The 21,800-nt window shown below is 72.3% G+C and carries 23 protein-coding genes; 18 read left to right on the top strand and 5 right to left on the bottom strand.

Annotation, left to right across the window (positions count from 1 at the left end):
• Positions 1–232: 232 nt before the first annotated feature.
• Complete coding sequence (locus tag ASD06_RS04690; RefSeq protein WP_200941884.1) at positions 233–601, bottom strand: YrdB family protein; 369 nt, start codon at positions 599–601, stop codon at positions 233–235.
• Positions 602–806: 205 nt separating this feature from the next.
• On the opposite strand from ASD06_RS04690, the gene ASD06_RS04685 reads away from it, so the two are divergent.
• Entirely contained in the window at positions 807–1,943 is a 1,137-nt protein-coding gene (locus ASD06_RS04685) for an alkaline phosphatase family protein (RefSeq protein WP_056673909.1), read from the top strand.
• A gap of 83 nt (positions 1,944–2,026) precedes the next feature.
• Here ASD06_RS04685 and ASD06_RS04680 read toward each other — a convergent pair whose 3' ends face one another.
• On the bottom strand, positions 2,027–2,698 hold the full coding sequence (locus ASD06_RS04680) for an SDR family oxidoreductase (protein WP_056673906.1): 672 nt from the start codon (positions 2,696–2,698) through the stop codon (positions 2,027–2,029).
• Positions 2,699–2,770: 72 nt separating this feature from the next.
• Here ASD06_RS04680 and ASD06_RS04675 point away from each other — a divergent pair, with 72 nt between their 5' ends.
• The 6 genes from ASD06_RS04675 (at position 2,771) to ASD06_RS04650 (ending at position 7,013) form a co-directional block, all read left to right on the top strand.
• The gene (locus ASD06_RS04675; RefSeq protein ID WP_056673903.1) at positions 2,771–3,271 is read left to right on the top strand and encodes a DinB family protein; all 501 of its coding nucleotides are present in this window, start codon (positions 2,771–2,773) and stop codon (positions 3,269–3,271) included.
• Positions 3,268–4,137 (top strand): NAD(P)-dependent oxidoreductase, encoded by an 870-nt coding sequence (locus ASD06_RS04670; protein ID WP_056673900.1) that lies wholly within the window; start codon positions 3,268–3,270, stop codon positions 4,135–4,137. Before ASD06_RS04675 ends, ASD06_RS04670 begins: the two co-directional genes overlap by 4 nt.
• 84 nt (positions 4,138–4,221) lie before the next feature.
• The gene (locus ASD06_RS04665; protein WP_082537710.1) at positions 4,222–4,584 is read left to right on the top strand and encodes a 2TM domain-containing protein; all 363 of its coding nucleotides are present in this window, start codon (positions 4,222–4,224) and stop codon (positions 4,582–4,584) included.
• Positions 4,585–4,630: 46 nt separating this feature from the next.
• Positions 4,631–5,422, top strand: coding sequence for an alpha/beta hydrolase family protein (locus tag ASD06_RS04660; RefSeq protein ID WP_056673897.1), 792 nt, complete (start codon positions 4,631–4,633; stop codon positions 5,420–5,422).
• Between the two features lie 32 nt (positions 5,423–5,454).
• Positions 5,455–6,036: an HhH-GPD-type base excision DNA repair protein gene (locus tag ASD06_RS04655; protein WP_056673893.1), complete on the top strand. Its 582-nt coding sequence runs from the start codon at positions 5,455–5,457 to the stop codon at positions 6,034–6,036.
• Positions 6,033–7,013: a sigma-70 family RNA polymerase sigma factor gene (locus ASD06_RS04650; RefSeq protein ID WP_056673890.1), complete on the top strand. Its 981-nt coding sequence runs from the start codon at positions 6,033–6,035 to the stop codon at positions 7,011–7,013. Before ASD06_RS04655 ends, ASD06_RS04650 begins: the two co-directional genes overlap by 4 nt.
• On the opposite strand, the gene ASD06_RS04645 is transcribed toward ASD06_RS04650, so the two are convergent.
• From ASD06_RS04645 to ASD06_RS04635, 3 genes are read right to left on the bottom strand one after another with little or no spacing between them, the layout of a single operon-like run.
• Complete coding sequence (locus ASD06_RS04645) at positions 6,994–7,875, bottom strand: DUF72 domain-containing protein (protein ID WP_056673951.1); 882 nt, start codon at positions 7,873–7,875, stop codon at positions 6,994–6,996. The two genes, ASD06_RS04650 and ASD06_RS04645, sit on opposite strands and share 20 nt — an antisense overlap.
• A gap of 31 nt (positions 7,876–7,906) precedes the next feature.
• A complete protein-coding gene (locus tag ASD06_RS04640) occupies positions 7,907–8,329 on the bottom strand; it encodes an NUDIX domain-containing protein (protein WP_235502215.1) in 423 nt (140 codons plus the stop codon).
• Between the two features lie 6 nt (positions 8,330–8,335).
• Positions 8,336–8,518 carry a hypothetical protein gene (locus ASD06_RS04635; RefSeq protein ID WP_056673887.1) on the bottom strand — a complete coding sequence of 61 codons (183 nt, stop codon included), beginning with the start codon at positions 8,516–8,518 and terminating at the stop codon, positions 8,336–8,338.
• A gap of 184 nt (positions 8,519–8,702) precedes the next feature.
• Between ASD06_RS04635 and ASD06_RS04630 the strand changes: the two genes are divergently transcribed.
• From ASD06_RS04630 to nagB, 11 genes are all read left to right on the top strand, one after another.
• Positions 8,703–9,659, top strand: a complete 957-nt coding sequence (locus ASD06_RS04630) for a hypothetical protein (protein ID WP_056673884.1) — start codon at positions 8,703–8,705, stop codon at positions 9,657–9,659.
• A 28-nt stretch (positions 9,660–9,687) separates the two neighbouring features.
• Entirely contained in the window at positions 9,688–10,479 is a 792-nt protein-coding gene (locus ASD06_RS04625) for a matrixin family metalloprotease (protein ID WP_157371515.1), read from the top strand.
• 47 nt (positions 10,480–10,526) lie between these two features.
• A complete protein-coding gene (locus ASD06_RS04620; RefSeq protein ID WP_056673878.1) occupies positions 10,527–13,043 on the top strand; it encodes an RNA helicase in 2,517 nt (838 codons plus the stop codon).
• Positions 13,044–13,118: 75 nt separating this feature from the next.
• Positions 13,119–14,267: an ROK family transcriptional regulator gene (locus ASD06_RS04615; protein ID WP_056673875.1), complete on the top strand. Its 1,149-nt coding sequence runs from the start codon at positions 13,119–13,121 to the stop codon at positions 14,265–14,267.
• 88 nt (positions 14,268–14,355) lie between these two features.
• Entirely contained in the window at positions 14,356–15,630 is a 1,275-nt protein-coding gene (locus tag ASD06_RS04610; RefSeq protein WP_056673874.1) for an extracellular solute-binding protein, read from the top strand.
• 90 nt (positions 15,631–15,720) lie between these two features.
• Complete coding sequence (locus ASD06_RS04605; RefSeq protein ID WP_200941883.1) at positions 15,721–16,590, top strand: carbohydrate ABC transporter permease; 870 nt, start codon at positions 15,721–15,723, stop codon at positions 16,588–16,590.
• Positions 16,587–17,441, top strand: a complete 855-nt coding sequence (locus tag ASD06_RS04600) for a carbohydrate ABC transporter permease (RefSeq protein WP_235502214.1) — start codon at positions 16,587–16,589, stop codon at positions 17,439–17,441. Before ASD06_RS04605 ends, ASD06_RS04600 begins: the two co-directional genes overlap by 4 nt.
• 1 nt (position 17,442) lies before the next feature.
• Positions 17,443–18,933, top strand: a complete 1,491-nt coding sequence (locus ASD06_RS04595) for a glycoside hydrolase family 3 N-terminal domain-containing protein (protein WP_056673869.1) — start codon at positions 17,443–17,445, stop codon at positions 18,931–18,933.
• Entirely contained in the window at positions 18,933–19,886 is a 954-nt protein-coding gene (locus ASD06_RS04590) for an ROK family protein (RefSeq protein WP_056673868.1), read from the top strand. Before ASD06_RS04595 ends, ASD06_RS04590 begins: the two co-directional genes overlap by 1 nt.
• On the top strand, positions 19,883–21,010 hold the full coding sequence (locus ASD06_RS04585) for an N-acetylglucosamine-6-phosphate deacetylase (protein ID WP_056673866.1): 1,128 nt from the start codon (positions 19,883–19,885) through the stop codon (positions 21,008–21,010). Before ASD06_RS04590 ends, ASD06_RS04585 begins: the two co-directional genes overlap by 4 nt.
• Positions 21,010–21,792 (top strand): glucosamine-6-phosphate deaminase, encoded by a 783-nt coding sequence (gene nagB, locus ASD06_RS04580; RefSeq protein WP_056673865.1) that lies wholly within the window; start codon positions 21,010–21,012, stop codon positions 21,790–21,792. The genes ASD06_RS04585 and nagB overlap by 1 nt, the downstream gene beginning before the upstream one ends.
• The last annotated feature ends 8 nt before the right edge of the window (positions 21,793–21,800 follow it).

Genomic DNA, 21,800 nt, shown 5'->3' with positions numbered 1-21,800 from the left:
CTGCGGCTTCCACCACCGCTACGCCCACACCACCGGCGCCACCGCACAACTCATCAACGGAACAGTCGTCTGGGACACCACCCCACCAGGCCCACCAGGCAGCAACCCACCAGACCCACCAGACCAACCCCTACCGCCCCACCGCGCAAACCACCTCATCGCACGCCTCGTCCAGCAATGGGTCGCGCCCCCACGCGAGTAGGCAGTGCCGCTCGCGGCGACGCAAGGGTGCTCAGATGCGCCGCCACCGGAGCACGAGGGCGTTGAGGGCAGCGACGACGGCGAGGGCGACTCCCCACGCCGGCAGCCCGGCGGCGGCGACCACCACACCCGTTCCCGCGAAGAGCAGGAGCTCGACGACCAGCCGCGCCGGGTCCGGGAGCCGGCGACGCGAGCCCGGCGCGATGAGCACGCCCCAGACGCCGATCGCCACCACCGGGGCCAGGACGGCGGCCGCGATGCTCTGCCAGGTGCCCGACACCAGCGCTGCCGCGGCCCAGGCGAGCCCGATGAACATGACCAGCTCGAGCAGGAAGCGCAGCACGAGGTTGACGTGGTCGAAGGGCCTCTGAGCGTGGTCCATGGCCTCGGGCGTCGTCATGCGGCACACGGTAGGGCCACGGCGAGCGTCCGTCGCGTACCGGGCGGCTCACCTGTCGTTCGTCCCGCGTTTGCCGGCGAAGCATTGACGGATGCAAGCGAGCGGGGGTTGACTCCCTCCTCGGTGGGAGGCGGGAGGTTCGAGCCACGAGACCGGCGATCCCCTCCACCGCGCCCTCGGGAACCACTCAAGCCCAGGAGAACTCATGCACCTGCGTCATCGTGCGCTGTCCGTCGCGGCCCTCGCGACGGCGGCAGCACTGGCCGTCTCGGCCAACGCCGCGGCCAGCTCGAGCCACGGTCGGGACGACGACCACGGCCGCGAGCACCAGCAGCGCCTCGACCACATCTACGTGCTCATGCTCGAGAACCACTCGCAGTCGAGCGTGATCGACGACGCCAACGCGCCGTACATCACTTCACTCGCCCACGACTACGCGATGGCCGACCAGTACTACGGCGTCACCCACCCGTCGATGCCGAACTACATCGCCGCCATCGCGGGGGACAACTTCGGGATCCAGGACGACCACGACGAGAACGTCGTGAACCTCGACCGCGTCAACCTGGTCGACCAGCTCGAGGCCCGCCACATCGGCTGGGGCGCCTACATGGAGGACCTGCCGGCCGACAAGACGGCCCGCTTCGGCCCCGCTCGCGCCGACGGGTCGTTGATCTCGCTGTACGCCAAGAAGCACAACCCGTTCGTGCTGTTCGACTCGGTCAAGAACGACCCGGCGCGGATGGCGAAGGTCAAGGACTACAGCGCGCTGGCGACCGACCTCAACAGCAAGCACGCCCCGCAGTTCGTGTGGATCTCGCCCAACCAGTGCAACGACATGCACGGTGGCGTCTACGACAAGGTGGATGGGCACCCGGAGACGCCCTGCCCCTACGGCAGCGCCAAGGACGACGAGAACGACGCGGCGCTGAAGCACAAGGCCGACGCGTTCGTGAAGGGTGCGGTCACGACGATCATGTCGTCGAGGGCCTGGACCAAGCACTCCGCGATCGTCATCGTCACCGACGAGAACGACTACACCGGCAACGAGACCAACGGCGGCTGGGAGAACGCTGACGGCTGCTGCGACTCGCCGTACGTCGCCAAGGGTGACGCGCGGGTCAGCGCGGACTGGCCCGGTGGCACCTACGGCGGTGGCCTCATCCCCGCCATCGTCGTCTCCCCGATGGTCAAGCCCGGCACGGTCGACCACACCGAGTACAACCACTACTCGCTGCTCACGAGCATCGAGGACAACTGGAACCTGCCGCACCTGGGTCACGCCGGTGACCGCGCCGGCGGGGTGAAGCCGCTGGCGCTGCTGTCGGGCAAGCACCACTGATCAGACGACACCCACGCAGCCGCCCGGCCCGCGTCGAATGACGCGGGCCGGGCGGTTCGCTGCGTGCAGGGGCAGCCGGGGCTTCAGCCGCGTACGGCCTGGGTGACCGCCTCGCCGACCGGCGTGCCGCCGCTGACCACCTCGAGCACGTGCCCGGCGCTGCTCGGGTCGTCGAGCAGCGCGGCCACCACCGACGCCACGTCGTCGCGCGGGATGTCGCCGCGGTCGACGTGCTCGGCCATCTGCACCTGTCCCGTGCCGTCGTCGTCGGTGAGGCGCCCCGGGCGCAGGATCGTCCAGCGCAGCTCTCGTCCCCGCACGTCGTCCTCCGCGGCGAGCTTGGCGCGCAGGTACGCGACCATCACCTCGTCGACCCCGTCGGGCGTCGCGCCGTCGCGCACGCTGTCGACGCCCATCGACGACACGAGCACGTACCTGCCGACCCCGGCCCGCTCGGCCGCGTCGGCCAACAGGATCGCCGCCGCACGGTCGACCGTGTCCTTGCGGTCGATCCCGCTGGCCGGCCCCGCGCCCGCGGCGAAGACGACGGCGTCGCAACCGTCGATCGCGCTTCCCACCTCGTCGGCGGAGGAGCTCTCGAGGTCGACGACGGCCGCTTCGATGCCCGCTGCCTCGAGGTCGGCCGAGTGGTCGGGGTTGCGCACGATGCCCACCACCTCCTCGCCCCGCGCGGCCAGCAGCCGTCCGAGGCGAAGGCCGATCTGACCGTGGGCACCTGCTATCGCGATCCGCATGGCTCCACGCTAGGAGCCAGGCGACGAGAGCGCGCGGTGGTGACCGCCGGTGGGAGGTGGCACGGTGAGCCCATGGATACCAGCGACCTTCTGCTCGAGGCGTTCGGGCGCATCCCCGAACGCGCCCGCGACGTCGTCGCAGGCTTGTCTGCCGACCAGCTGTCCGCACGCGTCGACGGGCGGGCGAACTCCATCGCCTGGCTCGTCTGGCACCTGGCGCGGGTGCAGGACGACCACGTCAGCGACGTGGCGGGCACCGAGCAGGTCTGGGTGGGCGAGGGCTGGGCCGAGCGGTTCGGCCTGCCGTTCGACCCGGTCGACACCGGGTTCGGCCACACCGACGAGCAGGTCTCGGCCGTCCGGGTGGATGACCCCGACCTGCTCACTGGGTACCTCGACGCCGTGCACGAGCGCACCGTCGCGTTCGTGTCCGGGCTGAGTGACACCGACCTCGACCGCGTCGTCGACACCCGGTGGGACCCTCCGGTCACCTTGGGGGTGCGGTTGGTCAGCGTCGTCGACGACGACCTCGAGCACCTCGGCCAGGCCGCGTTCAGCAAGGGTCTGCTGTGACCACCGTCGCGCTGCTCGGCACCGGCACCATGGGTGCGGGCATGGCGCGCAACATCGCTCGAGCGGGCCTGCCGCTGCGCGTGTGGAACCGCAACGCCGAGCGCGCCCAGCCCCTCGCCGACGACGGCGCCGTCGTGTGTCACACCGCAGCCGAGGCGGTCAAGGACGCCGACGTCGTCGTCACCATGCTGTGGGACGCCGACACCGTGGCTCACGTGCTGGCTGACCTCAAGGGCGCCGTGCGCCCAGGGGCTGTGCTGCTGCAGTGCACCACCGTCGGCGTCGAGGGGTGCGAGCGGATCGACGCGCTGGCCGAGCAGCTGGGGCTGGTCCACGTCGACGCGCCGGTGCTCGGCACGAAGGAGCCGGCGGAGAAGGGCGCGCTGGTGGTGCTCGCCTCCGGTCCTCAGGACGCCCGCGAGGTCGTGGCCCCCGTGCTCGACGCCATCGGCCAGCGCACGATGTGGGTGGGGGAGGCCGGTGCGGGCTCGCGGCTGAAGCTGGCTGCCAACGCCTTCGTCATCAGCCTCGTGGCGGGCATCGCGCAGTCGCTGGCGGTCGCCCAGGCGCTGGGACTCCAGCCGGAGCTGTTCCTCGAAGCCGTGGCGGGTGGGGCGATGGACGCGCCGTACGTGCAGCTCAAGGGCAAGGCGATGCTCGCGGGCGACTTCACGCCGTCCTTCGGGCTGGATGGCGCGTTGAAGGACGCCGACCTCATCTCGCAGGCGGCGGGGCGCGTCGGCGTGCCCACCGAGCTGGTGGACGTCCTGCGGGACGAGCTGCGGTCGGTGAGTGGCGCCGGTCACGGCGGCGACGACCTCTCCGCGCTCTACCTGGCCTTCTCGCCCCGCGACGTCGAGAGGTAGGGACGCGTCCGGCGGGACCATCGTCCGTGCGGCCGCGGCCGGCGCCTCACTAGGCTCGACAGTGGTCGAAGGAGGCGATGTGCCATGTCGAGCCAGCCCCCGTCCGGCAGCGCGTACGACAGCGCGTCCGGCAGCGCGTACGACAGCCCGTCCGGCAGCGCGTACGGCGCCGGTGCCCGTCCGCAGCCCGACGACATCCTGCGTGAACAGGCGCTGAAACGGCTGAAGAAGCGTCGCGACTTCCACGCCCACCTGCTGGTGTACCTGCTCGTGAACGGCTTCTTCACCGCGATCTGGGCGGTCTCCGGGCACGGTTTCTTCTGGCCGGTGTTCATCGTCGCCGGCTGGGGCATCGGCCTGGTGATGAACGCCTGGGACACCTACCGCGGTGAGGAGTTCAGCGAGGACGCCGTCCGGCGCGAGATGGACCGCCTGCGTCCGCACTGACGGTGCGGCGTCCCCGGTGAGCCGCGCTGGGTGAGACCGTGGGTGCATGGCTCTCGTGCGCTGCGACTACTTCTCCGACGTGCTCGAGATGGGTACCTCGATGACGGTGCTCCTGCCCCAGGCGACGTCGGCGCAGATCGGGGTGAGCGGCAGCACGCCGCAGACCGGCGGGCGCAGGCACGGCGCACCGGTGCTCTACCTGCTGCACGGGCTCAGCGACGACGCCACCGCCTGGACGAGGTACACCAGCATCGAGCGGTACGTCGAGCCGCTGGGCCTCGCGGTCGTCATGCCGCAGGTGGCGCGCAGCTTCTACCTCGACCAGGCGCACGGCGGCCGCTACTGGGAGCACCTGAGCCAGGAGGTGCCAGCGGTCGCGGAGTCGTTCTTCCGGCTCTCCGCGCGCCGGGACGACACCTTCGTGGCCGGCCTGTCGATGGGCGGGTACGGCGCGATGAAGTGGGCCCTGCACCAGCCGGAGCGCTTCGCGGCCGCCGCGAGCCTGTCCGGCGCTCTCGACCTCGCCAGGCGGCAGGCGAGCGGCGCGCTGCGGCCCGACCTCGCCGACGCAGCCGTGGGCGACCGGCAGGTCGCGGGGTCCGACGACGACCTGCTCGCGCTGCTCGAACGTCAGGTGGCGGCGTCGCACGACCTGCCGGCGCTCTACGTGGGCTGTGGCACGGACGACGAGCTCGTGAGCGAGAGCCGCTCCTTCCTGGATGCCGCCGACCGGCTCGGTGTACCGGTGACCCGCGAGCTCGACCGGGGCGCCCACGACTGGGCGTTCTGGGACGAGCGCATCCAGCACGTCCTGGACTGGCTGCCGCTGGAGCGCTGACCGGACCGCCGCCGCCGTGGCAGCATGCAGGCATGGCGTTCCAGATCGCCGGTGAACCGGCCGCAGACCAGGTGCTCGACGAGCACCCCTTCGCGCTCGTCGTCGGCATGATGCTCGACCAGCAGTACGGCATGGAGCACGCGTTCCGTGGTGGCTACAAGGTGCTGAGCCGGTTCGGCACGCTCGACCCCACCGCCATCGCCGCCGCTGAGCCGGAGTCGTTCAAGGCGCTGTGCAGCCAGCCCCCGGCGATCCACCGTTTCCCGGGGTCGATGGCCGCCCGCCTGCAGGAGCTGGCGGCCCTCGTCGAGGAGCGGTACGACGGCGACGTGACGCGACTGTGGACCGAGCCCACCACCGGCAAGGAGCTGCTCGCTCGGGTGCAGGAGCTGCCCGGTTTCGGCAAGCAGAAGGCCCAGATCTTCGTCGCCCTGCTCGCCAAGCAGCTCGGCGTGCGCCCCGAGGGATGGCAGGGCGCCGCCGGTGACTACGCGCTCGAGGGCTACCGCTCCGTGGCGGACGTCGTCGACGCCGACTCGCTGCTCAAGGTGCGGGAGTACAAGCAGCAGAAGAAGGCGGCGGCCAAGGGTGCCGCCAAGGCGGTAGCGCGATGACGTCGGTCACGAGCGCCCCGGCCGCGAGCGATCTCGAGCAGTACCGTCGCGAGCTCACGGGCTACTGCTACCGGATGCTCGGCTCGGCGTTCGAGGCCGACGACGCGGTGCAGGACACCATGGTGCGGGCGTGGAAGGCGCTCGACCGGTTCGAGGGCCGCTCGTCGCTGCGGTCGTGGCTGTACCGCATCGCCACCAACGTCTGCCTCGACGTCGCTGCCGCCCGCCAGCGGCGTGCCCGTCCGATGGACCTCGGGCCAGCGGGATCGGCCGAGGCGCCCGAGCTCGGCACGCTGCCGGAGTCGACGTGGATCACACCCATCCCCGACGGCCGGGTGCTGCCAGAAGTGGCCGATCCCGCCGACCTCGCGGTCGCCCGCGACAGCATCCGGCTGGCCTTCGTCGCCGCCCTGCAGCACCTGCCACCGCGCCAGCGCGCGGTGCTGATCCTGCGCGAGGTGCTGGCCTGGCCGGCGGCGGAGGTGGCCGAGCTGCTCGAGACGTCCGTCGCGTCGGTCAACAGCGCCCTGCAACGGGCCCGGGCCACGGTCGCCGAGCGCGATCCCGACGTCGAGGCCCGGCCGATCGCTCTGGGCGATGCCGATCAGGCGCTCCTGGAGCGCTACGTCGACGCGTTCCAGCGCTACGACATGACGACGCTCACCACGCTGATCAAGCACGACGCCACGCAGGCCATGCCGCCGTACGAGCTGTGGCTCGCCGGTCGCGACCAGATCCTCACCTTCTGGCAGGGGGCCGGTGCGGCGTGCCGGGGGTCGAAGCTCGTGCCCACGTGGGCCAACGGCATGCCGGCCTTCGCGCAGTACCGCGCGAGCGGGCCGGGTGGGTCCTACGAGCCGTGGGCGCTGCAGGTGCTCGACGTGCGCGACGGCCAGGTGGTCGACTTCATGTTCTTCCTCGACACCGAGCGGGTGTTCCCGCTGTTCGGCATCCCGCTCACGCCAGCCGGTCGGTGAGCGCCAGCGCGTCGAACGGGGCGCGCACCTTGACGTCGTTGTCGAAGTAGACGAACACGTCTCGTCGGCGGCGCGGTGCGGACCGCGCCAGCCGGACGCCGTCCGTGGGCGTGCCCCCGGAGCGCAGCGTGCGGATGCGCGCGGCCCAGGCGTCGAGGGCGGCGTCGTCGTAGCCGCTGGTGTAGAGCTCCTCGGCGCCGTGCAGGCGCAGGTAGGCGAAGTCCGACGTGACGTCGTCCAGCTCGGGGAAGCGACCGCCGGTGTCGGCGCGCACCAGCGCGACGTCGCGGTCACGCAGCAGCTCGACGAACGCGGGGTCGTTGAAGGTGCGGTGCCGGATCTCGAACGCGTGCCGGATCCGCCGCGTCACCGGCGCGGTGGTGAGGGCGCGGCCTTCCATGCGCGCGTCGTGTCGCGTGGCCAGCTCCGCGGCCGCGTCGGTGGTGCGGGGGAGCAGGTCGATGAACGCGGCCAGCACGTCGGGGTTGAAGCCGAGGTTGGGCGGCAGCTGCCACAGCACCGGCCCCAGCTTGTCACCGAGGGCGAGGACGCCCGAGGCGAAGAAGTTGGCCAGGGGCGTCTCGACGTCACGCAGCTTCTTCATGTGCGTGACGAACCGCGGCCCCTTAACCGAGAAGACGAAACCGGGCGGCGTCGCGTCGTACCACTTCTGCCAGGAGTCCTTGTGCTGCAACGAGTAGAACGAGCCGTTGATCTCGATGCTCGACATCCGTCGTGAGGCGTACTCGAGCTCCAGGCGCTGGGGCAAGCCGGCGGGGTAGAACACCCGGCGCCAGGGCGCGTACGTCCAGCCGGAGATGCCGATGCGGACGTCGAGCGCGGGCCAGCCAGCGTCGGGCACGCGTGCGCCGGCGGACACCAGCGTCGCCGGGTCAGGGCGCGGCACACCGCTCCCTCAGCCGGGCCAGGACCGGCCGGTCAGGCGCGAGCCAGGCGACGTCGTCCCACTCCTCGGGGCTCAGCCAGCGCACGGCGTCGTGCGCACCCTGCAGAGCCGGTTCGGCGTCGAGCTGGGCAAGCCACACGCGCATGATCACGGAAGGCGAGATGGGCCACCCTCCGGCGTCCGGCCCGACCAGCTCCTCGCCGAGCAGCGCTCCGGTGCCGAGCTCCTCACGCAGCTCGCGCACCAAGGCGTCCTGCGGCGCCTCGCCCGGCTCCACCTTGCCGCCGGGTAGCTCCCAGCCGCCGGCCAGGGCCGGGGGAGTGGTGCGGCGCGCTGCGAGCAGGCGTCGGGGCCGCATGAGGTCGTCGACCACCGCGGCGCCGACCACCAGGGTCGTGCGCGTGCTCACCGGGTGTCAGCGCGGCTCGTCGTCGTCGTCGACCGGTACCGGCGTCGACTGCTCCTGGACGTCGGCGAGGTCGGCCTCGGTGTCGAGGTCGACGGCGGGCACCGTCTGGTCGTCCGCGAGCTGGTGCTGCTCGACGAAGTCGCCCTCCGGCACGTCGTCCGGCCGGGGCTCGAGGTCCTGCGTGCTCATCGACGGCTCCTGTACGTGTCGGGGACGCTTCCCACGATGCCGGGCCAGGGGACTTCCCGCCAGCCGCACGCCGGATCAGGGCCCCGTCACCCGAACGGGTGATCGACGGCGGACCCTGCGCCGCCGACACAGAAGACGGCGGGGCGAGGGGCTCTGCACCGAAGCGACGCAGAGGACTCGACTGATGAGTGGGCGACTGAGTGGGCGCAAGTACCGTCTGGTGACGCGCAGCGACTTCGACGGGCTCGTGTGCGCCGTCCTGCTGCGCTCGCTCGACCTCATTGACGACATCACGTTCGTCCACCCCAAGGACGTCCAGGACGGCCTGGTGGAGGTGAGCGAGCGCGACATCCTCACCAACCTGCCGTATGCCCCGGACGCGCACATCGTCTTCGACCACCACCACAGCGAGACGCTGCGCAACGCGGCCATCAAGGCCAACCACGTCATCGACCCCGCCGCGCCCTCGGCCGCGCGCGTCGTCTACGACTTCTACGGCGGCGCTGAGGCGTTTCCGCACATCTCAGACGAGCTCATGCGGGCGGTCGACCAGGCCGACTCAGCGCAGTACGACATCGACGACATCCTGCGCCCCACCGGCTGGACGTTGATGAACTTCCTGATGGACAGCCGCACGGGGCTCGGGCGGTTCCGCGAGTTCCGCATCTCGAACTACCAGCTGATGATGCAGCTGATCGACGAGGTGCTGCAGCACGACAGCGTCGAGCGGATCCTGCAGACGCCGGACGTCGCCGAGCGCGTCGCGCTCTTCACCGAGCAGAGCGAGCTGTTCGTCGAGCAGCTGCGCCGCTGCAGCACGGTGATGGGTGACCTGGTGGTCGTCGACCTGCGCGACGAGGAGGTCATCTACGCCGGCAACCGGTTCATGGTCTACGCGCTCTTCCCGCAGTGCCGGGTGTCGGCGCATGTCATCTGGGGCCGGGGCAAGCAGAACACCGTGCTCGCGGTCGGCAAGTCGATCCTCGACCGCACCTCGCCGGTCGACATCGGCGCGATCATGCTCGAGCACGGTGGTGGGGGCCACCACGCGGCGGGCACGTGCCAGGTGCCGCACGACCAGGCCGACCACGTGCTGCGCCAGATCGCCGTCACGGTCAACGAGGGCCTTCCGGTCGCCTGAGCCCTTCGGCCCAGTGCGACGGCTTCCCATGCGGCACAGCTCCTCTGCCCTGTCGGCCCGTGATCGGGTGCTGCTGGTCGTGGCGGTCGTCGTCGCGGCCGCGCTCACGGTCGGGGCTCGCACCGCCCTCGGGTGGGGCGGCTCACCGGCCGGTGCCACGGGATACCCGCCGCTTCCCGAGGACGCTCGGCACGTCCGGGTGAACCAGGTGGTGCAGACCCACCTCACCGGACCGCACGCGTTCATGCACGTCGACGCCCACGGCGTGCCTGTGCGCTACGACCCGTGCCGTCCGGTGCACTACGTCGTCAACCCGGCGGGCGGCCCGCCCGGCTCGGTCGACCTCGTGCGAGGGGCCGTCGCCGTGATCTCGGCCGCCACCGGGTTGGCCTTCGTCGACGACGGGACGACGTCCGAGCCGGTGAGCGAGCACCGCGAGCCGGTGCAGCGTGACCGCTACGGCGACCGGTGGGCTCCGGTGCTCGTCGGCTTCGCGAAGCGCGGCACCTTCGCCGGTCTCACCGGGCAGGTGGCCGGCCTCGGTGGCAGCTACGAGCTCACCACCGACGCGGGGGCCCGGCTCGTCTCGGGGCAGATCACCCTCGCGAGCGACACCTTCGACCAGCTCATCGCCGCCGGCCGCGCGGGTCAGGCCACGACGATCGTGGAGCACGAGCTCGGGCACGTCGTGGGGCTCGACCACGTCGACGACTCGGGTCAGCTGATGTACCGCAGCAACAAGGGTCAGGTGAACCTCGGCCCCGGTGACGTCGAGGGGCTGGCGATCGCCGGCTCCGGGCCCTGCCTGCGCGACACCTGAGCGCGGGGCGGGCCAGCCAGCGGTTCGCGTGGGGGAGGATGGGGGCGATGCTGCTCACCGACCTGGTCCCGGACCACCCCGCTGACGGCGCGCCGGACCCGGACGCGCTGTACGACGCCTTCACGACCTGGGTGGCCGACCAGGGGCTCACGCTCTACCCGGCGCAGGACGAAGCGGTCATCGAGGTCTTCACCGGTAGCAACCTCGTGCTGTCGACGCCGACCGGCTCGGGGAAGTCGCTCGTGGCGACGGCAGCGCACTTCGGCGCGCTCGCCGCCGGACGACGCAGCTACTACACCGCACCCATCAAGGCGCTCGTGAGCGAGAAGTTCTTCGCGCTGTGCCAGCAGTTCGGCTCAGCGAACGTCGGCATGGTCACCGGGGACGCCGCCGTCAACGCGGGTGCGCCGATCATCGCCTGCACCGCGGAGGTGCTCGCCAACCTCGCTCTGCGCGAGGGGCAGTACGCCGATCTCGGCCAGGTCGTGATGGACGAGTTCCACTTCTACGGTGACCCGCAGCGCGGTTGGGCCTGGCAGGTGCCGATCGTCGAGCTGCCGCAGGCGCAGTTCGTGCTCATGTCCGCGACGCTCGGCGACGTCTCGTTCTTCCGCGACGACCTGTCTCGTCGCACCGGCCGCGCCACGGCCGTCGTCAGCGGCACCGAGCGCCCGGTGCCGCTGAGCTTCAGCTACGCGATGACTCCCCTGCACGAGACGCTCGACGAGCTGCTGTCGACCCGGCAGAGCCCCGTGTACGTCGTGCACTTCACCCAGGCCGCCGCCCTCGAGCGCGCCCAGGCGCTCATGAGCACCACCGTGGCGTCGCGCGAGCAGCGGGACGAGATCGCCGCCCACATCGGTGCCTTCCGCTTCACGGCGGGATTCGGCAAGACGCTGTCGCGCCTGGTACGGCACGGCATCGGCGTGCACCACGCGGGCATGCTGCCGCGCTACCGCCGGCTGGTCGAGCAGCTGGCCCAGGCCGGCCTGCTGCCGGTGATCTGCGGCACCGACACCCTCGGCGTGGGCATCAACGTGCCGATCCGCACGGTGCTGCTCACTGGCCTCACCAAGTACGACGGTCACCGGCAGCGGCGGCTGAATGCCCGGGAGTTCCACCAGATCGCCGGACGAGCCGGACGCGCCGGGTACGACACGAGCGGGTACGTCGTCGTGCAGGCGCCCGAGCACGTCATCGAGAACGAGCGGGCCCTGGCCAAGGCGGGTGAGGACCCGAAGAAGCGGCGCAAGGTGCAGCGCAAGAAGCCGCCCGAGGGCCAGGTGACGTGGTCGAACGAGACGTTCGACCGCCTGGTGGCGGCCGACCCCGAACCGCTCAGGAGCCGTCTGCGCGTGACGCACGCCTTGGTGCTCAACGTGATCGGTCGCCCGGGCGACACCCTCGAGCACTTCCGCCACCTGCTGCGCGACAGCCACGAGGAGCCTCGCCAGCAGGTGCGGCACGTGCGCCAGGCCGTCGCGATCTACCGCTCGCTGCTGGCGGCCGGGGTGGTCGAGCAGCTGACGGTGCCTGATGACACCGGACGTCGGGCCCGCCTCACGGTGGACCTGCAGGCCGACTTCGCCCTCAACCAGCCGCTGTCGACCTTCGCGCTCGCGGCGCTCGAGCTGCTGGACCCCGACGCGCCGTCCCACGCCCTCGACGTCCTGTCGGTGCTCGAGGCCACGCTCGACGACCCTCGCCAGGTGCTGCTGGCCCAGCAGTTCAAGGCGCGGGGCGAGGCGGTGGCTCAGATGAAGGCCGACGGCATCGAGTACGACGAGCGGATCGAGCTGCTCGAGGAGGTCACCTGGCCCCGACCGCTCGCCGACCTGCTCGAACAGGCCTACGAGACGTACCGGCGCGGGCACCCGTGGGTCGCGGACTACGAGCTGTCGCCGAAGTCGGTGGCACGGGACATGTACGAGCGGGCGCTGAGCTTCGCCGAGCTGGTCGGCTTCTACGGCCTGGCGCGCTCGGAGGGCCTCGTGCTGCGCTACCTCGCCGACGCGTACAAGGCCTTGCGCCGCACGGTGCCCGGGGGGATGCGCACGGAGGCTCTCGACGACCTCACCGAGTGGCTCGGCGAGACCGTGCGGCAGACCGACTCCAGCTTGCTCGACGAGTGGGAGCGCTTGGTCGATCCGGCCGAACCCGGTGCGGCGCAGCAGGTCGACGCCCCGCCGCCGCCACTCACGAGCAACGCGCGGGCCTTCATGGTGCTGGTGCGCAACGCCCTGTTCCGGCGCGTCGAGCTGGTGGCGCTGCGCCGCTGGGACGACCTGGGCGAGCTCGACGCCGGCGCCGGCTGGGACGCCGAGAGCTGGCGCACCGCGCTCGAGCCGTACTTCGCCGAGCACGCCGACGTCGGCACCGGGCCGGACGCGCGGGGCCCGCACCTGCTGCAGGTGCAGCGCGAGCCGCAGCGGTGGGTGGTACGCCAGGTGCTCGACGACCCGGCGGCGCACCACGACTGGGGGATCGAGGCGGTCGTCGACCTGCCGGCGTCCGACGAGGCGGGCGCGGCGGTGGTGACGGTGACCGACGTGCGCCCGCTCTGAGATCGGTTGAGATCGCCAGACCGAGTTTGTTAGAACCCTTGACAGATTATTTGTGAGGGCCATTTACTAACCCGCATGACCGCACGCAGCGCACCCGACCGCCGGCTGGCGCGCAGGCTGCGCCCCCGCACCAAGGCCCTGCCCGAGCACGCCCGCCAGCACAACCGCTCCCTCGTGCTGCAGTCGCTGTTCCAGGCCGGGCCGTCGTCGCGCGCCGACCTCGCCCGCGAGACCGGCCTCACCCGTGTCACGGTCAGCGACCTGGTCTCCTCGCTCATCGACGACGGCCTGGTGAGCGAGCTCGGCGCCAAGCCCGGCACGCGGGTCGGCAAACCGGCCACGCTGGTCGGGCTGCGCCACGACGCCCACCAGGTGCTCGCCGTCGACATCTCCGACGCCGACTGCTTCCACGGCGCGGTGCTCGACCTCGCCGGCACGGTGCTCGAGCGCCGCAAGCTGCCGGTCGAGGGACGCACCGGCACGGGCGCCGTCGAGCTGGTCGAGCGGCTGTGCCGCGACCTCGTCGACGCCTCGACCCGCCCCCTGCTGGGTGTGGGCATCGCCACCCCCGGGCTCGTGGACGCCGACGGTGTCGTGCTGCAGGCGCCGAACCTCGGCTGGAGCGCGCTGCCGCTCGCCCAGCTGCTCGACGACGCCCTCGACCTGCCGGTGCACGTGGCCAACGACGCGAACACCGCGGCCCTCGGCGAGTACACCTTCGGTGCGGCCGGCGAGCACGGCCTGATGCTGATCCGCGTCGGCAAGGGCGTCGGTGCGGGACTGCTGCTCGACGGCGCGCTGCTGGCCGGCCAGCACCTGGCGGCCGGCGAGATCGGCCACCTGGTGGTGGACGAGGACGGCGAGCCCTGCGCCTGCGGACGTCGCGGCTGCCTCGAGACGGTGCTCAGCGTCCCCGCCCTGCGCCGCCGCACCGAGGGCGCCGACGAGGCGGTGCGCGAGGCCGCGGTGCGTGCCGCGGGCGAGGCGCTGGGTGTGACGCTCGCCCCGGTGGTCAGCGCGCTCGACCTGCGCGAGGTCGTGCTCAGCGGCCCGGCCGACCTGCTGGGCGGCCCGCTGCTCGACGCCGCCCTCACCGTGCTGCGCCGCCGGTGCATGCCCGTCGTCGGCGAGGACGTCGAGCTGCGACTGCCTGCGGCCGGCGCCGACGTCGTCCTCGCGGGCGCAGCGGTGCTCGTGCTGTCCGGTCAGCTCGGCGTCTCGTAGCCGTCGCACCCCTCACCGTCCGAACTCACCCACGAACGTCAAGGCGCACGTCGTCCGGCGCGCGCAGAGAGCAACGCAGGAGGATCACGTGAAGCACTTCCGCTCTGCCGCAGTCGTTCTGGCTGCCGCCGTCGCGCTGACCGCCTGCGGCGGCTCCAGCGGCTCGTCGTCGGACGCCACCGCCGGTGGCAAGACCAAGGTGCGGCTCTGGCTGGTAGGCACGGACACGCCACAGGCAGTGCGCGACTACGCCAAGGCTGAGTTCGAGAAGGCCAACCCCAAGGCCGAGCTCGTCATCGAGGAGCAGGTCTGGGACGGCCTGGTCGACAAGCTGACCACCGCGCTGAGCGGCAGCGACAGCCCGGACGTCGTCGAGGTCGGCAACACCCAAGCGGTCGCCTTCACCTCCGCGGGGGCCTTCCTCGACATCACCGACAAGAAGGCCGACCTCGGCGGCGACGACCTGCTCCAGGGGTTCGTGGAGTCGGGTAGCTACGACGGCAAGCTGTACGCGGCGCCGTACTACGCCGGCTCGCGGCTCGTGTTCTACCGCAAGGACCTGTTCGCCAAGCAGGGACTGAAGCCGCCGCAGACCCTCGCGGAGTACGTAGCGGACGGCGAGAAGCTCAAGGCCGCGGGCGGCAACCGGTTCTCCGGCATCTACTTCCCGGGGCAGGACTGGCGCAACGCGCTCCCGTACATCTGGTCGGCAGGTGGTGACCTGGCGGTGCAGAAGGACGGCAAGTGGCAGGGGGCGCTGTCGACGCCGCAGTCTGTGGCCGGCCTGAAGATGGTGCAGGAGGTCATGCAGAAGGCCTCTGGCGCGGCGAAGGACGGCAACGAGACCGACCCGCAGGTGCCATGGTGCGCGAACCAGATCGGCATGCTGTCGGCGCCGGGCTGGGTCAAGGGCTCGATCCTCGCCGCCAAGGACAAGGGCGGCTGCCCCGAGGCGGAGAAGAACCTGGGCGTCTTCGCGCTGCCGGGCGAGTCGGCCGGCCAGACCGCGCCAGTGTTCCTCGGCGGGTCGAACATCGCCATCGCGGCGAAGTCCAAGCACCCCGATCTCGCCTACAACCTGCTGAAGGTCATCCTCAGCGACGGCTACCAGACGAAGATGGCCGAGGCCGGCCTGATCCCCGCCAAGACCTCGCTGTTCAGCGCCCTCGGCAACGACGACGTGGCGAAGGCGACGGCGCAGGCGGCCAGCAACACCAAGCTCACTCCGGCGGCGCCGGGCTGGGCGAACGTCGAGTCCGACAAGATCCTGGAGGACCTGTTCGTGCAGATCGCCAAGGGCGGCGACGTCCAGCAGCTGGCCACTGCCGCGGACGCCAAGATCACCGCAGCTCTCAACCGCTGACGCGGCGATCAGACCAGGGGAGTCGTCATCCACCTCAAGGTCCAGGCCAGGACGGGCGGTGCGGCCATGCGCCGGCGGTACCGCCCGTCCGTGCCTCACCTGCTGCTCGTGCCGGCGGTCGCCGTGCTGGCGGTGCTCACCGGCTACCCGCTGGTGCGCCTGCTCGTCATGTCGACGCAGGAGTTCGGTCGGGCCCAGGTGTTCGGCAAGCCGCCGGAGTTCGTCGGTCTCGACAACTACACCGCAGTGCTGTCCGACCGGCAGTTCTGGCTCGTGCTCGCTCGCAGCATCGCCTTCTGCGCCGTGAACGTCGTGCTGACGATGGCGCTCGGCCTGCTGGTGGCCCTGCTGCTGCTGCGGCTGGGCCGGGTGATGCGAGCGGTGGTGAGCGTCGGTCTGCTCCTGGCGTGGGCCATGCCGGCGCTGACGGCCATCGTGATCTGGGGCTGGATGTTCGACACCCAGTACGGGATCGTCAACTGGCTGCTCACCGCGGCGGGCATGGACATGACGGGCCACTCCTGGCTCATCCAGCCGCTGTCGTTCTTCGCAGTGGCTACGGTGGTGATCACCTGGCAGGCGGTGCCCTTCGTGGCGTTCACCCTCTACGCCGCGCTGAGCCAGGTGCCCGAGGAGCTCATGGAGGCAGCTGAGCTGGACGGAGCCACTGCGGCGCAACGCTTTCGGCACATCACGTACGCCCTGCTGCGACCGGTGGTGCTGATCCTCACCATGCTCGAGGTGATCTGGGACCTGCGCGTGTTCACGCAGATCTTCGCACTGCAGGACTCCGGCGGCATCACTGCCGAGACCAGCACCATCGGCGTGTACATCTACCAGGTCGGTGTGGCCCAGGGCCGCTTCGACACCGGCAGCGCCATCGCCGTCATCCTCGTCGTGATCATGTTGGCCGCCTCGTTCGTCTACGTGCGCCAGGTGGTCCGGGAGGAGGCGCTGTGAACGGCGGACGCCGCACCACCCCGCTGCGACGCGCCGGGCTCAACCTCGCCGGCGTGCTCGTGCTCGTCTGCTCGGTGTTCCCCGTCTACTGGATGGTGAGCACGTCGTTCCTGCCGGGCAATCTCATCCGCAGTCCCGAGCCGACCTTCGTGCCGTGGCCCGGCACCGCGCGCAACTACCGCGAGGTGCTGCACGGAGGCGGGCAGTTCCCGTTCCTGTCGGCGCTGCGGACCAGCCTGGTGGTGACGGTGGCGACGGTGGTCGTGGCGCTCGTGATCGCGCTGCTGGCCGCACTGGCCGTGACCCGGTTCCGGTTCGTCGGCCGGCGGTGGTTCGTCCTGGTCATCCTCGTCGTGCAGATGCTGCCGGGGGAGGCGCTCATCATCTCGATGTTCCGGCTGCTCGACGGCTGGCGGCTCACCAACACCGTGCTGGGCCTCACCGCGGTCTACGTCGCGACGGTGCTGCCCTTCACGATCTGGACCCTGCGGGGCTTCGTCGCGGGCATCCCGGTCGAGCTCGAGGAGGCGGCGATGATCGACGGCTGCTCCCGCCTGCGTTCGTTCCGCTCGGTGACGCTGCCGCTCATCGGGCCGGGCTTGGTCGCCACCGGCGTCTTCGCCTTCATCCAGGCCTGGAACGAGTTCGTCATGGCGCTGGTGCTCATGAACCGTCCCGACCACCTCACCCTGCCGGTGTGGCTGCGCTCGTTCAAGCAGGTCAACAGCGGCACCGACTGGGGCGCGATCATGGCCGGCTCCACCCTCATGACCATCCCGGTGATCGTGTTCTTCCTGCTCGTGCAGGGGCGGATGGCCGGTGGCCTGGTGTCCGGCGCGGTGAAGGGCTGACGTGACCGGCTCCCTCGACGTCACCGCCCTCGCGCATCGCGTGCTGCTCGCGTCGTTCAGCGGGCCGGTGGTGCCGCCCTGGCTCCTCGCTCGGCTGGAGCGTGGCCTGGGCGGAGTCTGCCTCTACGGCGACAACGTGCGCGACCTCGCCCAGGTGGGCCGGGCCACGGCCGCCGTCCACGCCGCGAGGCCCGAGGCGATCACGACGCTCGACGAGGAGGGTGGTGACGTCACGCGCCTGTACTACCGCACCGGCAGCCCGCACGCCGGCGCGGCGGTGCTCGGGGCTGCGGACGACGAGCGGCTCACCTCGATGGTGGGCGGCGACATCGGTACCCAGCTGCTCGCTCACGGCGTCGACCTCGACCTCGGCCCCGTCGCTGACGTCAACTCCAACCCCGCGAACCCCGTGATCGGCGTCCGCAGCTTCGGAGCGGACGCCGGCGCCTGCAGCCGGCACGTCGCCGCCTGGGTGCGGGGGCTGCAGGCAGCCGGAGCCGGCGCCTGCCTGAAGCACTTTCCCGGCCACGGCGACACCGCAGCCGACTCCCACCTCGACCTGCCGGTGGTCGACCGACCGCTGGAGGTGCTGCGCGAGCGCGAGCTGCCGCCGTTCGCCGCCGGCATCGCGGCCGGTGCGGTGGCCGTGATGACCTCGCACGTCGTGCTGCGCGCGCTCGATGCCTGCGCGCCGGCCACCTTCAGCCCCGCGGCCACCCGGCTGCTGCGCGAGGAGCTCGGCTTCGAGGGCCTCGTGGTGAGCGACGCTCTCGACATGCGCGGCGCGAGCGCCGGCCGTGGCGTACCCGCCGCGGCGGTGCTGGCGCTGCGCGCGGGCGCCGACCTGCTGTGCCTCGGCCCCGGCCTCGCTGACGCCTCGCTCGAGGCCGTGGTCGCGGCCGTCACCGACGCGGTGGCGGACGGCACTCTGCCCCTCGGCCGCCTGCGCGAGGCCGCGGACCGCGTCGACACCGCGAGCGCGCGGCTCGCCGGGCTGCGCGCGCTCGCTCAGGCCGCCCCGGCGCCGCAGGCGAGCGCGGAGGCCGCCACGCTCGCGCTGTCGGTGACCGGCTCCCTCTCGGCGCGCACCGGCGCCCAGGTGCTGCAGCTCGACGGCGGAAGCAACCAGGCGGTGGGTCACGTGCCTTGGGGGCTACCCGTAGACGGCCGGGTGCTCGCCGGTGGTGAGCTCGTCGCGATGAGCCCGGACGACGTCGGCCCCCCTGACGACCTCGACGTCGGCCCCGATGACGACCCCGTGGCGCGCCTCGACGATCGTCCGGTGGTGGTGCTCGTGCGCGACGCCGGTCGCCAGGCCTGGGCCAGAGCCGTGATCGAGCGCGTCGCGGCCCGCCGACCCGATGCGGTGCTCGTCGAGATGGGGTGGCCGGACCCTGAGCCGCTCGTCGAGGGGCTCACGACCGTGTGCACCCGCGGTGCCTCCCAGGCGTCGGCGCAGGCGCTCGACCGCCTGCTGGCCGAGGGGCGCTGATGGGCGCTGCGCTGGTCGCCGGCGTCGACGTCGGCGGCACGAAGGTGCTCGCGGTCGTCGCCGACGAGCGTCTGCGCGTGCTCGGCCGCGCCCGGCTCGGCACGCGACGTGGGGAGCGCGGAGTGGTCGACACCGTGGTGCGAGCGGTCACCGAGGCCGCCCACCGGGCAGGTGTGGCGCCCGCGGCCCTGGCCGGCGTCGGCGTCGGCGTGCCCGGCCTCGTCGACGCGAGCGCCGGACGCGTCTCGCACGCGGTGAACCTCGGTCTGCACGACCAGCCGACCGAGCTCGCGGGCGGGCTGCGCGAGCGGTTGGGCGTGCCCGTGGTGGTGGAGAACGACGTCAACGCCGCCGCGCTCGGAGCCCACACGCTGCGGCCCGTCGGCGGTGACCTCGCGCTGCTGAGCATCGGCACGGGCCTTGCCGCTGGCCTGGTGCTCGGCGGCCGGCTGCACCGCGGGGCGCGCGGCGCCGCCGGCGAGATCGGGCACGTGCCCGTCGACCCGGCCGGCATGGCGTGCTCGTGCGGACAGCGGGGCTGCTTGGAGACCATCGCCTCCGGGGCCGCGCTCGCCGCGGCGTGGACCCCGGGTGCCGGGCATCCGGCGACGAGCCCCTGGCAGGCCGCGGCAGCTGGTGACGCGGCGGCGGCGGCTGCCGTGGAGCGGTTCAGCGCCGGCGTAGCCGCCGCGGTGCGATTGCTGGTGCTCACCTGGGACGTCGAGACCGTGGTGCTCGCGGGCGGCGTCACCGAGGTGGGGCGGCCATTGCTCGAGGCGGTGCGCGCAGCCCTGCGCCGGCAGGAGGCGACGGCGCCGCTCATGGCCGCGCTCGGCCTGTCGGGTCGGGTTGAGCTGCTCGGCCGCAGGGCGCCGGTGGCCGCCCTCGGCGCCGCGTGGATGGCCCGTGGCAGGTTGGTCGACGACCTGCCCTCGGCTCAGGAGGTGTCGTGACCGACGACGTGGTGCGTCGCCTCGGGTGCGCGCAGGCGATGGTCGACGGCGCGCTCGTCGACGGCGACGTCGCGGTGCAGGGTGAGCGAGTGGTCGATGTCGGCCTGCCCGGCGGCGGCCGTGGCCTGGCCGTACCGGGGCTGGTCGACCTGCAGGTCAACGGGTACGGCGGCTGCGACCTCATCAGCGCCGATGACGACGACTGGGTCGCGGCCCGTCAGGCGCTCGCCCGCGACGGTGTCACCAGCTTCGTGGCGAACCTCGTCACCTCGCCGCTCGGGGTCACGCGACGCGCGCTGGAGCAGGTCGCTCGCCACCGCGCTCGCGCCGTACCAGGTGCGGCTCGGCTGCTCGGCGCCGCGCTGGAGGGCCCGTACCTCGCGCCGGAGCGGGCCGGCGTCCACCGGCGCGACGCGCTGCGCCGCCCCGCGGTCGAGGAGCTGGAGCACCTCGTGGCCGGCGACGGTGTCGTCGCCCTCACCATCGCACCCGAGCTGCCTGACGCGTTGGCCGTGATCCGCTGGGCCGCGGGGCGCGGGTGGCTCGTCTCCGTGGGCCACACGACCTGCTCGGCGGCCCAGGCGCACGCGGCGTTCGACGCCGGCGCCCGTACGGTCACCCACCTCGGCAACGCGATGCCGGCGGTGTCGGCGCGCGAACCGGGGCCGGCCGCGGTCGCGCTGACGCGAGGCGACGTCGTCGTGCAGCTGATCTGCGACGGCGTGCACCTCGCGGACGAGTGGGTGCGCCTCGCGCTGGCCGCAGCGCCGGGTCGGTGGGTGCTCGTGACCGACGCGATGGCCGCGGCCGGCTGCGGTGACGGGCACTACCGGCTGGGGGAGCGCGAGGTGGTGGTGCACCACGGCGTCGCGCGGGACGACGACGGCGTGCTCGCCGGCAGCGTGGCGTCGCTCGCCGGGTGCGTGCGCGAGGCCGTGCGCTGTGGCGCGTCGGAGCTCGAAGCGCTCGCGGCCGCGACGGCAGGCCCGGCACGCCTGCTGCGCAGTGGGCCACCTGACCTGGGGGTGCTGCGGCCCGGCGGCCCGGCGGACGTCGTGGTGCTCGACGACCGGCTCGAGGTGCAGCGCGTCCTCGTGGGTGGTCGCGCCGTGGACGCGGTCTGATGGAGGTCGTCGTGCTGGACGACGCCGTGCAGCGAGCCGAGCTCGTGGTGGCGGTGATCACCGACCTGCTGCGTCGCACCGCCGACCCGGTGCTCGGGCTCGCCACGGGGTCCAGTCCGCTGAGCGTCTACGACGCGCTCGCGGCCGCGCACGCGCGCGGCGAGGTCTCGTTGCAGCGAGCCAGCGCGTTCCTGCTCGACGAGTACCTGGGACTGCCGCCGGGCCACCCGCAGTCCTACCGCGAGGTGATCGGGCGCGAGCTCGTGAGCCGGGTCGACCTCGACCCGGCGCGCGTGCACGGGCCCGACGGCCACGCCACCGACGTCGCCGGCGCCTGCGTCGCCTACGAGCAGGCGATCGCCGCCGCCGGAGGCATCGACGTGCAGCTGCTGGGTATCGGCCGCGACGGTCACCTGGCGTTCAACGAGCCGGGCTCATCGCTCGCGTCGCGTACGCGGGTCAAGACGCTCACGGCCCAGACCCGGGCCGACAACGCGCGGTTCTTCGGCTCCGTGGGCGACGTGCCGCGGCACGTGATCACCCAGGGTCTCGGCACCATCCTGCAGGCGCGCCACCTGGTGCTGCTCGCCGAGGGAGCGGCCAAGGCCGGGGCCGTGGCCGCCTGCGTCGAGGGTCCGGTGACGGCCAGCTGGCCGGCGTCGGTGCTGCAGCTGCACCCGCACGTCACGGTGCTGCTCGACGGCGCGGCCGCCGGCCGGCTGCAGCGCCTGGACTACTACCGCGAGGTCTGGGCCGGCAAGCCGGCCTGGCAGCGCCTGTGAGGCCGGGC

Origin of the sequence: Angustibacter sp. Root456, assembly GCF_001426435.1 — a bacterium.
GTDB lineage: Bacteria > Actinomycetota > Actinomycetes > Actinomycetales > Angustibacteraceae > Angustibacter.
The sequence above is the reverse complement of the archived record's forward strand: the minus strand, read 5'-3'. Positions and strand labels throughout refer to the sequence as shown.